Origin of the sequence: Mycobacterium sp., from assembly GCF_049281135.1 — a bacterium.
Lineage (GTDB): Bacteria > Actinomycetota > Actinomycetes > Mycobacteriales > Mycobacteriaceae > Mycobacterium.
This window is the reverse complement of the sequence record NZ_JBAPRN010000662.1, coordinates 1-11,084: the sequence shown is the minus strand read 5'-3', so window position 1 is coordinate 11,084 and position 11,084 is coordinate 1. Positions and strand designations below refer to the sequence as shown.

General features: G+C 65.2%; 9 protein-coding genes and 2 pseudogenes. 2 read left to right on the top strand and 9 right to left on the bottom strand.

Going from position 1 to position 11,084, the window contains the following annotated elements; all coding sequences use genetic code 11:
* A pseudogene (locus WAN02_RS26625) lies at positions 1 to 348 on the bottom strand (cytochrome P450); the annotation flags it as partial.
* A gap of 164 nt (positions 349 to 512) precedes the next feature.
* Here WAN02_RS26625 and WAN02_RS26620 point away from each other — a divergent pair.
* Positions 513 to 707, top strand: coding sequence for a ferredoxin (locus tag WAN02_RS26620; RefSeq protein ID WP_325677840.1), 195 nt, complete (start codon positions 513 to 515; stop codon positions 705 to 707).
* 26 nt (positions 708 to 733) lie between these two features.
* On the opposite strand, the gene WAN02_RS26615 is transcribed toward WAN02_RS26620, so the two are convergent.
* The 4 genes from WAN02_RS26615 to WAN02_RS26600 all read right to left on the bottom strand — a co-directional run bounded on the left by WAN02_RS26615 (position 734) and on the right by WAN02_RS26600 (position 3,909).
* Positions 734 to 1,093, bottom strand: coding sequence for a hypothetical protein (locus tag WAN02_RS26615; RefSeq protein WP_422268028.1), 360 nt, complete (start codon positions 1,091 to 1,093; stop codon positions 734 to 736).
* A 194-nt stretch (positions 1,094 to 1,287) separates the two neighbouring features.
* Complete coding sequence (locus WAN02_RS26610; RefSeq protein WP_422268026.1) at positions 1,288 to 2,079, bottom strand: DUF6065 family protein; 792 nt, start codon at positions 2,077 to 2,079, stop codon at positions 1,288 to 1,290.
* A gap of 273 nt (positions 2,080 to 2,352) precedes the next feature.
* Positions 2,353 to 3,597, bottom strand: coding sequence for a PPE family protein (locus tag WAN02_RS26605; RefSeq protein WP_422268024.1), 1,245 nt, complete (start codon positions 3,595 to 3,597; stop codon positions 2,353 to 2,355).
* Between the two features lie 12 nt (positions 3,598 to 3,609).
* Positions 3,610 to 3,909 (bottom strand): PE family protein, encoded by a 300-nt coding sequence (locus tag WAN02_RS26600; protein WP_422268022.1) that lies wholly within the window; start codon positions 3,907 to 3,909, stop codon positions 3,610 to 3,612.
* Between the two features lie 282 nt (positions 3,910 to 4,191).
* Between WAN02_RS26600 and WAN02_RS26595 the strand changes: the two are divergent.
* Positions 4,192 to 4,578: pseudogene (locus WAN02_RS26595) on the top strand (IS3 family transposase); the annotation flags it as partial.
* Positions 4,579 to 4,658: 80 nt separating this feature from the next.
* On the opposite strand, the gene WAN02_RS26590 reads toward WAN02_RS26595, so the two are convergent.
* The 4 genes from WAN02_RS26590 to eccCb form a co-directional block, all read right to left on the bottom strand.
* Positions 4,659 to 5,915, bottom strand: a complete 1,257-nt coding sequence (locus WAN02_RS26590; protein ID WP_422268021.1) for a PPE family protein — start codon at positions 5,913 to 5,915, stop codon at positions 4,659 to 4,661.
* Between the two features lie 374 nt (positions 5,916 to 6,289).
* Complete coding sequence (locus WAN02_RS26585; protein ID WP_422268019.1) at positions 6,290 to 7,504, bottom strand: PPE family protein; 1,215 nt, start codon at positions 7,502 to 7,504, stop codon at positions 6,290 to 6,292.
* A gap of 11 nt (positions 7,505 to 7,515) precedes the next feature.
* The gene (locus tag WAN02_RS26580) at positions 7,516 to 7,815 is read right to left on the bottom strand and encodes a PE family protein (RefSeq protein ID WP_422268017.1); all 300 of its coding nucleotides are present in this window, start codon (positions 7,813 to 7,815) and stop codon (positions 7,516 to 7,518) included.
* A 188-nt stretch (positions 7,816 to 8,003) separates the two neighbouring features.
* Positions 8,004 to 11,084, bottom strand: a 3,081-nt coding sequence (eccCb, locus tag WAN02_RS26575) for a type VII secretion protein EccCb (protein WP_422268015.1), incomplete at its 5' end; no start/stop codon positions are given.

Genomic DNA, 11,084 nt, shown 5'->3' with positions numbered 1-11,084 from the left:
GACCAGCACCGGGCGCGACTTACTCAACCCGTGTGGGCTGAAAAACGGTTGCAGGACTTTGCGGTATCGAGTGTGCTCGGGCGGGTCGAACCCCAACGGGATCACCGGTATTGGGCTTCCCGGTGGTTGAAGTGCCAATCGAGCGGAAAATACGTTGGGACTTCGCAACGCTGCCAGCACGTCCTCACGGCGGGTGAGGTAGTAGAAGCCGTTCATGAACACCACCGGTCCGGCATCGCGCAAAACCTTCCACCCGGCGCCTCGATCAGCGGCCATCGGCAAGGTGAAATAGTCGAGCCGCGGAAGGTGAAAGCCGGTGCTGTACAGGCTTTCATCAGTGGAGCTCATGCACGTGATCTCTCGTTGTCGGTTCGTTCATTTTCGCTGGCGTCGTGGCGGGCTGGCGACAGTAGACATGGTATGCGGGCCGCCGCGGCTCGGTCGCGTCGTCCCCGCGCAAGCGGGTGCCGGATTGAGCGACGATGTTCGGCACATCTTTTAGAATCGGCATGGTGAAGGTTCGTGTCGAGCAGTCGAGGTGCGTTGGTCACGCCCAGTGCTATGCGGTTGACCCCGAGATTTTCCCGATTGATGATTCTGGCTACTCCATCCTCGAAGAACACGAGGTCGCGCCGGAGGATGCGCAGGTAACTCGTGACGGAGTCGCGTCCTGTCCCGAGATGGCGCTGATCCTGGACGAAGATTGACTGGAAGCCAGCCTATTTCACGCGGGCTAGCGGTCACCGTCTGGTGTGGAGTGCGGGAACCGCCCTTGCAATGCGCGCAGCAGACCATCGACTTCGTCGATGCGGGCGCGTAACTGCGCCAGCTCTCCAGACGGCCGGGAACCGTCAGGCTCGGATTGCCGGGCTATGCGATGCGCAAGCTCCTGCAGTTCGGCGCACTCAGCCCGCAGAAGTCGCTCAAATACTCGTGCCTGAGCTACCTCGGCAGGCTGAGCGGGCCGGCGCGGCAAAACGCTTGCCGCCCTGAACGGCTGCGAACCGATCATGGTCCTCGGGAGCGTGCGGGCGGTGTCTCGGGGCTTCCGTGACAAGGCCAGCGAACCGGATGCCTCAGCGTGTTTCGCCACGGATCCCTCCTGCCCGTGCCCCCGGTTGTTCACCTACCGGAAACCTACGCCACTGCTCTCGTATGCTTCCAAATACGCCCCAACTGTTCATATTCGAGCCATGATCGCGATGTCCGCGATTTACCTAGCCTCGAGGCTGACGGGTGCGGCTTGTGCTGCATCGGAGCAATGGTCAGAACCTGTTGGGGCGCGGCTTATTGCTGCTCGTCATGTGGTGGCGGAACAAATGAACGAAGATGACGGCGAGTCTGGTGATCCGGTGTCCCGGCCTCGCCGTCGATGTGTCGGCCACGCGTGTAATGGCCTTGCCACTGCACCGGTTCGCCCGCGGCGACGGCCGCCGCTGCCTGGGCCTGCCCGTCCATGTCACGTGGGCGAAGGAAAGACTTGTGCTTGCGATACAGATCTTCGTCAGACTCGAGGCGCCTGAGTTCGGGCGCGAAGTCTTCAAGTTCGGCTCGGCGCTGCGGGACGATCATGCACATCGGCTCGTCGATCTCGAAACGCACCGGCATCAGTTTGCGGGTGAATTTCCAGTTCATACTGAAACTCGCACTTGCCCAGTCAGTTTCGACTATGCCCTCTAACGGACATACGGCGTCCTTCGGATAGTTCGCCGGCCCGCGAACCAACAGGTTATAGCCCGGCGGGGTGCGAAACAGTATCGGCAGATGCCAGGTCAGGATGCCGTTACCGAAATGGCTGACCGGCATGAACTGAGCGGTGTCGCGCCTATCGGGCATGACGCTCACGTCCACGCCGTCTTGGCCGATCCACGTAGCGGTGAACGCGCTCCGATTGCGCAACTCCCAGCCGCTCTGGTTGGCGATGAGCATCGGCAGGCACCGATTTGGCCAACCTTTACGCGTCTCTGACATCTCTGCCATCCACGCCCGGGTAATCGGTGCGGGGGCAATCTGCGGTGGATTGTCACGGGTGATGAACCCGATCAGTGGATGGGCAGGCGTATTCGACTCGTCACTCATCGGATCCTCGATTCGGTGAGAAGAACCCTCGTCGCCACCGACGTAGTAAGCCCGTCCTGCATAGAAACATGCCCACGCCATGCGTCGGCTGAGTTCGGCCCGCAAGCCACAGCTCACTTACCGCCTGTCGTGGGGCGATAGTAACCGTATGTGCTCGGCAGTTGCGATGCCACCCGATACAGGGAAAGGCATCTGGCGACAATTCCTCGTTTTGCGAGCACAACACTTCTGGGGTGCCACGCCGCAACGTGACACCCCAGGAGTATGAAGCTTCTAGCCAGCTGACGGCGGGCGAGGCATCACCGTCGGTTTGAAGCCATAACGTGGGCCCAAGCCGTTGCCGAAGCCGGCTCGTGTACCGGCCAGCGGCATGCCGCCGAGCAGGTTCCCGTTGCCGGCAGCGGCCTCCGGAGCAGCGCTGACGCTGCTGACCAGCTGCACGCCGTGCGGGGCCGCAGCCGGAGCTCCACCACCGATCCACGACGCCGGCACCGCCAGTTTGCCGACCGAACCGGCGCCGCCCGAAATTGCGGAAATGGAATGCGCGGCAGCACCCGCGCCAGCAGCAGCACCACCGCCGCCCAGCGCCCCTCCGAGGCCACTCAAGCCGTGGAGTGCCGGGGCAGCAGCGGCCGGGGCCGCCCCGCCCAGCATTCCCGCGCTCTTCGCAATCTGAACGCCGAAGTTGCCCATACCAACGCTGAAGTAAGGCAGACCTTCAGTGTTGTAGAACAAGCTGGCGTACGGCGAGTAGTCGCCGACAAGCGCCGACAGGTTCGTGGGCAAGACGGTCGTACCGAAGATCAACGCGAACAACGACTGAAACGGTGTGGTGGTGGTGGCCGCCGTGGTGGCCGCCGGCGACGCAAGGCTTTGCAGCTGGCCCGAGAGCGACGAAGTCAGCTGCGACAAGATGCTCTGGGAGCTCGAAGCAGCTGAGTTGCCAGTTGCCGCAGCAACCGCAGAGGATTGAGCGGCCGTCCCGGCAGGGTTGGTTGTCTGCGCCGGGGTGGCGAACGGCGTCACCTGAGTCGCCGATGCCGACTGTCCTGCATAGCCATACATGGCCGCAGCATCCTGCGCCCACATCTCGCCGTACTGCGCCTCGAGTTGTGCGATCAACGCGGTGTACTGACCGAACACATTGGCCTGCGTCGCCGCGGCGGTCTCAGCGCGGTTGGCCGCGATGAGCGGCGGCGCCACCGTTGCCGCGAACGCCTGCTCGTAGGCGGCAACGGCTGCCTGCGCCTGGGCCGCTGCTTGCTCGGCCTGAGCGGAGGTCTCCTGCAGCCAGCTGATGAACGGCTGCGCCGCAGTTGACATCGCCGCCGAAGCCGGTCCGTTCCATGAGTCGCTGGCCAGTTGCGTGATCGTCGTCTCGTAGCCCTGAGCAGCCGACTGGAGTTCCGCGGCAAGGCCGTTCCATGCCGACGCGGCAACCTGGAGAGACGACGCACCGGGACCCATGTACATCCGGGCCGAGTTGATCTCAGGCGATAACGCCCCGAAATCCACCATGTTGAATGCCTCCTAGCCGGCCGCAGCCGCGTTTGCGACCTCGGTGGCTGCGTAGGAACTGGCGCTGGTGCCCAACGTGTTGACGAACATCTCGTGGATGGCCGCTGCTTGCTGGCTGACGGCCTGGTACAGCTGGGCGTGTGCGACGAACTGAGCGGCGGTCAGCGCCGAAACCTCGTCGGCGGCAGCGGGAACCACTCCTGTGGTGGGGGCCGCTGCGGCGGCGTTCTGGGCGTTCAGGCCCGAGCCGATCCCCTGCAGGTTGGTGGCCGCTGCCGATAATGCTTCCGGCTGTGTTGTCACGAACGACATCCGGTCTCCTCCTTGATAACTAAGCGCGTCTACGACCTTGAGCAAGGTCGTTCGGTTGAAAGATTAGATGGTCACGCTCGGATAAAGCCGCCGCCGACCGAACTGTTCACGCCTGGACGGCGAGTATTCACCCCTCGATATCGGCTGTTTACCCTGAGTTCGACAAACCTTTCACCTGCGGTAATGCTTCGAATCGACCGGCCACACGAACGCACCGTGGGCCCGGCCGTTCTGTTGACGTGTCAGCTGCCGCGTGGCTCAACCTGGTCGTGGCGAAGGATCGAGCGGCTCAACGACCTCGAGCGTGAAAGCGCCACGCTCAAGCGGTTTTTGGCAGATATGGACTTCGAGAAAGTTGCGCTCACAGAGATCGCGAATGGAACCATCTCGGCTCGGAACGCCGGCGGCCGGTCGTAAGTCACCTTCAGCGCGTGCCGGGAGTCAGCGAGCAATTCGCCTGCTGCGTCACCGGGCAACATCAAGCCACGAACCTGTCACGGCTACCCCCACAATCAGGATGCGACATTGCGGTCCTCGCTGCGCCACTTCGGCCTCGCGTATCACGACACCCGTGCAGCACGCTCGGCAGTCAATCACGGGGAAATGCAATGCCTTTGGCGCGGATTAGGGCTTCGAGTGCCACAGCGCCGCCTCCACAATGGCTACGGCTAATCGCGGATGCGCCCGAATCGGGTGTGGGCAGGGTCAAGCCGCTGACGCTGGGCGCAGCCGCACGGATCCGTACGCTGTTATCCCCCTTGGGGCGGTCGGGGCATCACGGAGTGCCGGAAGCCGTATTTCACGACGTACCCGCTGCCGCGGCGCCCAGCACCGGCTCCGAGACCAGCGTTGCCCGCCATCGGAACACCGTTGAGCATCCCATTCGACGTCGGTGCGACCGAGCGTGACGCGCTGACCAGCTGGGCCTCTTCCATCGCCGCCGGCGTCGACCCTTGCCAACCCGCGGGCACCGACAGCCGCCCGAGAGTGCTGGCCTCGCCCATCTGGGCCGTCACACTGCTGGCCGTAAACGGTGCGCCACTGACGCCTGCGGTGCCGCCGATGGGGCCAAGTGATCCCGCTGCCGCAGGCATCAACCCAAGCCCTCGTTCTAGTGCCGTTGCCTGCGCGGGGGTCATCAACTGCTGCCCGAGGCCGTAGCCGAAGTTTCCGAGACCGACTGCGAAGTAGGCCTGGAGGACCTGCCGCATCGTGTTCAGGTTGCCCGATGACCCGCCCGTCAGGCCCACGCCCCAACCGCCGGAAGGGAATGTGGCGGCGGTGTTTTGGTAAAGCTCCTGGAGCCAACCGATGAAAGTGTTCGGGTTGGCCGCCGCCGTGGACAGCCCGGTGCCCGCGGCCGTCTGAGTGGTCGTGGCGGGCGCCGACGCCGCGTTCTGCGCCACCGTCGCGGCTTGGCTGGCCGGCGTAGCGGCAGCCTTGGCAACCGCGTCAGCCTGGTTGCTCGTCCCGTCAGGGTTGGTCGTCTGCGGGGGTTGCACGAACGGCGTCACCTGCGAGGCAACCTGCGAGGCGCCGGCGTAGCCGTACATGGCTGCGGCGTCCTGCGCCCACATTTCGACATACAGGGCCTCGGTCATCATGATCGCGGGAGTGTTCTGCCCGAAGAAGTTGGTGGCGACCAAGGCGGCCAGCAGCGCGCGATTGGCCGCGATCGCCGGCGGCGGCACCGTCATCGCGAACGCCGCCTCATATGCGGCGACGGCCGCGCGAGCATGGTTGGCGGTCTCCTCGGCTTGCGCGCCGGTTGAGGTCAACCAGTCGATGTACGGCGTGATGGCGGACATCATCGCCGCCGACGTCGGGCCTACCCACGAGTTGCTCGTCAGCTCGGCGAGCGCGGACCCATAACCACTGGCCGCAAAGCCCAACTCGGCAGCCAGACCGTCCCAGGCCTCGGAGGCCGCCAACAGCGGCCCGGGTCCGGGACCCGAATACATCCGACCTGAATTGACCTCCGGCGGCAACAGCCCGAAATCAAGCACTAGATTCCTCCGTCAGCGAGCCAAGTTTGCGTCTGCCCCGTCACCCACCGCATGGAAGCGACGGCGGGGGGCGCTGTCATGAACTGGTCAGCAATCGGCGGGTCCTGGCGGATGACCGCCCGATCGGTGTGCGGAACGCGGTATGTGGCCACAGACGAAATGCGCTTTCTTTCCTCGGTAACCCGCAGCGTCAACAACATTGAGCGCCGATGCTCATCACTGAACAGTCGCTGGCTGAGACATTAGATGGCCGCGCGCGCGATCAGCGACGACGATGCCGACTATTCATAACTCATCAAGCAGTGTTCATCCGCGATCAACTGTTGTTCAATTGACGTTCGGTTCCGCGCCACCCGGTGGCCGCAGTGCGGCAGCTATCCGGCGGCCGGCGTAAACGGGATCACGGTGGAACGAAGCTCGAATCGTGTCGGTGCCTCCGCACCCCCGCGTCCGCCCATGTTGGCGATCGGCATCATCGGCGGCATGCCCGATTGCGTACCTGCCGGCGCCGCCGAGACGGCCGGGACGCCACCGACGTGCATCGCCGTTCCGGCGGCGGTCACCGGTGACGCCGCACCGGTCCAGGCAGACGGCACCGTCAACGCGCCGACCGAGGTGGCCCCACCCATACCCGCGGAGAGTGCCGGAGCGCCCGAGCCGACGGCGCCGATGCCTGCCGAGCCCAGGGCGCCGGTACTCGACGTAAGTCCGACCGCGTTTGCAGCGCCTAGCTCATTGGCGGCCGTCGTCGCGGCCTTGGCGGCGGTCGCGGTACTGCCGGCGGTGAACAGCTTGGACAGCATGCTCATGGGCATCGACGCCAACTTCAGCGGCGTGCTGAGTTCGTTCATGATCGACGTCGCCGATGTCGAGGACGTCGCCGAATCGGTCGCCGTGGACGCAACGCCACCCAAGGCCTGCGGCGACGCCAGGTTCTGCAGGGCTTGAGGCATTCCCGAAATGACTTGCGGGCCAGACGACATGATCGTGTCGAGATCGGTTTCCCCGCCCGTGCCGGCCGACTGGGCTGCGGCGACGGACTGGCTCGCCAGGCCGCTCGAGTTGGTGGTCTTTGGCGGCGTGGTGAACGGGGTCACTTGTGACGCCGTTGCCGAGGCGCCGGCGTAGCCGTACATCGCGGTGGCGTCCTGGGCCCACATCTCCGCGTAGAGCGCCTCGGTTGCCGCGATCGCCGGGGTGTTCTGGCCGAGGACATTCGTCGCGACCAGCGCCGCCAGCAGACTCCGATTGGCCTCGATGATCGGCGGCGGAACCGTTGCGGCGAAAGCGCTTTCGTAAGCGCTGGCCGCCGCGGCGGCTTGCGTAGCGGCCAGCTGTGCCTGATCGCCGGTGGCGCTCAGCCAGGTGACGTAGGGTGTGGCGGCCGCGGCCATCGAGATCGAACTGGGGCCGGTCCAGGACCCGCTGGTGAGGGTTGAGACAACCGAGCCGTACCCAGACGCTGCGGAGCTCAGCTCCTCGGCCAGCGACTGCCAGGCTGCCGCCGCGGCCAGCATCGAGCCCGGTCCGGGACCGGCGTACATCCGTCCGGAGTTGATCTCCGGCGGTAAGGCACCAAAGTCCAGCATGGGAGTCCGCCTCAGCTGGCCGCGATTGCGTTGGCAGCCTCGGTGGCCGCGTAGGAGCCGGCGCTGGCGCCGAGTGTGTTGACGAACATTTCGTGGATCGCCGCCGCCTGACCGCTGATGGCCTGATACATCTGGGCGTGGGTCGCGAATTGGACAGCCGTTAGTGCCGACACTTCGTCGGCCGCAGCGGGTAACACGCTGGTGGTCGGAGCTGCCGCGGCCGCGTTCTGCACTGTCAAGCTCGAACCGATGCCCTGCAGATTCTCCGCGGCCGCCGTCAGTTCTGTCGGCTGCGTGCTCACAAACGACATCTACCACTCCCTTCACACCAGTCCGCACCTGTCACTAGTTAGAGACGTTAACTAGGAAAGATGGGCTGCTGACATGCCGAAGCTATGCGCCGGCTATGAAGGTGTGACGACGACCCGGCGTCAGGGATTGGTCCCCGCAACGCAAAGGTCCCCCGCCCTTGCGAGCGGGGGACCTTTGCGAGATCCAGCTATCGACGCAGGTCCGTGGCGGCAACCTGGACGAACACCCCGGTGTCCTCGGCCATGAGCAGGCCACGACCGCGGGGCAGCGGTCCACCCTTCATCTTGCCGCGGATGAAGCCCTCGTCCGGGTCGGCGTCCATGACCAGCAACGGTGCGTTGGCCTGGGCCAGCGCGCGCAGCATCGGGTCGCTGCCCGCCGACGACCATCCACCGAAGGTGCGGGTGACGATCACGTGCAAGCCGACGTCGGCAGCCCTGGTCACCCACGGCGCGGCCTTCTGCAGCGGCGAGTCGAAGCCCGGCGGCAGTTGCTGAACGTCATCGATGATCAGGAAGATCTCCGGCCCGCTCCACCAGGCGCGGGACAGCAGTTCTTCGGCCGACAGGCCCGGCGGTGGCTCACGGCGGGCAAGAACATCACCCAGCTCGTTCATCATCGCTGCGACGCCGTCGAGGTTGTAGGCGAACTTCTCGACGTAGTCCGTGCCCAGCGTGGTCAGCAGTTGACGACGAGGGTCGACCAGCCACACCTGTGCCGACGGACGTGAAGTCGGCGCAGCGATGCTGGCTCCCGGCTCGTACACCCGACCGATCTCGGCCATGATGGTTGCCAGCGTCGTGGTCCGGCCACACTCGCGTCGACCCGTCACCATCAGGTGAGCGTTCTCGGCGAAGTTGAGGTAGACCGGCTGCAGGTCCAATTCGTTGATGGCCCAAGCGATGCCACCGGCACCGACGTTCTGGCGCCGATCTGCCTGCGCCAGCGTCCGGACCTGGTCCAGGCCAAACTTCGCCGGAAGCCTGCGCACCGGCGGTGCGTGGCCGACCGCCACCTGACTGACCGCTGCGGCAACACTGTCGGACGCGAAGACGTTGTCCGGTGTATCGCTCAGCGCCGGCCTAGCGACCAGCGTGTGCAGACCCGATTGCGGATCGCTGTCGAGTCGAACGTAGTTCACCGCGACCATGCCGCGACCCGGCTTGACCGGAACGTCCTTGGCGAACCGCGAGCGCACCAGCTTGGCGTCCTCGACCGCGGCCAGACGCAGCTCGATCCGGGATCCGAACCCGCTGCGCACCGGCGGCCGGAGCTCGGATTCGCGGTCGGCCGTGGCCACCACGTGGATACCGAATGACGGCCCCTGGTTGATGATCTGGTTCACCTGCTCGATGAGTACCTCGTTCTCTTCGGCGAGCGCCCGGTAGTTGTCGATCACCAGGAAGATGTCGCCGAAACCGTCGTTGGGCACGCGGCCCGCCTCACCGAGGAACTTGCGCCGCCGGAAGACCTCCATCGACGGAACGTCGTACTCGAGGAACGTGTGCTTGCGCTCACGGAGCAGCGCGAGTAGCTCCGCCACCGTGCGGCGAACGCCGTACGGGTCGGTCGGACCCACGACCTCACCGACGTGCGGCAACGCGGCCACGGTCGTCAGCGCGGTGCTGCTGTACGCCAGCACATAGAACTGCACCTGCTCGGGCGTATGAGTCAGCGCAGCCGAGGTGATCAGCGTCTGCAACGTGGTGGTCTTACCCGACCCACCGGCGCCCAGGATCAGCACGTTGGAACCAGGCCCGGAGGTGTCCACCGTCCACGGCGGCTGGTCGTGCTTGAACGGCCGGTCGACTACCCCGACCGGGAACACCAGGTCCAGCGACGTGCCGTACTGCTCCTGCCACGGCCGGTCGAGGAAGCGGTTGACCAGCTCCTCGATCGGAATCGGCCGGTCCAGCGGTGGCTGCCACAACCGATAAGGCTGGAAGTCGATCCGGCGAAGCTGGTCGATGATCACGGTGCCGACCTTCGGCGTCCTGATCGCTTCTTCTTCCTCTTCTTCCTCAGGTGCACCGGCTCCGTTGCCGCCGAAGGCCTCGCCGTTGACGCTGTCGCCGTTGGTCAGCGCGTCGAAGTCATCCGGCCCCGTGACACTGACCTCGATGGGTGTGAAGCCAGTGGTAAACAGTTGCGGCCGAATGTAATCGACGGAATGGGTCAGCATCGCCGGCCCGTCGTCGTCGAGCGAAACGCCGCGACGGTAGTCGCGCCACAGGAATTCGGCCTGGAAGCGGACTATCTCGTCGAGGCTCTTGCGGAAGTACCCGAGACCGGCCTGTGCGGGCAGGTTGACAGCGTTGGGAACACCCGCGGCCTGGGCCGCACCGGCGGTGCGCGCTTTCAGCACCAGCCGGTAACCCATGTTCTCCATGAGCTTTTCGGCCCGGCTCTCGATCGTCTGCGAGGCCATCATCAGGTGGATCCAGTAGGCGCGACCCTGCCGGCCGATGGAGTCCAGAACGTCGACAGCCGTCGGCATGATCCGGAACCACTCGTAGAACTCGTCGATGACGACCACCAGCATCGGCAGCGGCGGGATGTCCTGGCCGCGTGCCCGCATCCTGGAGCGCATCTCGTTGTATTCCTTGGCGTCATCGACGCCGGCGTTGTCGCAGACCGCTTTGCGCCGCGCGATCTCGCCCCACAGCGAGTCCAGGAAGCGCTCCATGAGCGCCTGGTCCTCTTCGAGGTCGGTGATGATGCGCGACACGTGCGGCACGCCGCCGAACGGCTTGACCGCGGACCCACCCTTGAGGTCAGCCAGCACGAACTGCAGCTCGTCTGGCGGGTGCGCCAGCATCAGCGATTCGAGCACGGTACGCACCAGCGTCGACTTACCGGAACCGGTCGTTCCCGACATGACGCCGTGCGGACCGTCGCCGCCCTCGTCGAGGGACTTCATGTCCAGGAACAGCAGTTCGCCGTTGTCCGACCGGTTGCCGAACGGGATCCGCAGCCGCGAGCGGCTGGTCAGGGCGTCGCGCCGACTGCTCCACAACGCGTCGAAGTCGATCTCGGACGGGTCCTCAATGCCGTAGTAGGACAAGATGTCTCGGGCGCCGATCTGCGCGACGCGCTGACCGATCTCTTCGTACGCCTCGGCCAGTCGCCAACGGGCCACCCGTTGCGCGAACTGCTCGGCCTCGGACTCGGTCACGTCGTCGGCGAGGGCGAAGAACCATTTGTTGTCGTCGATCACCATCCAGGTGTCGCGGTCACGGGGCAGTGCCTCGATCACACCGATGTCATT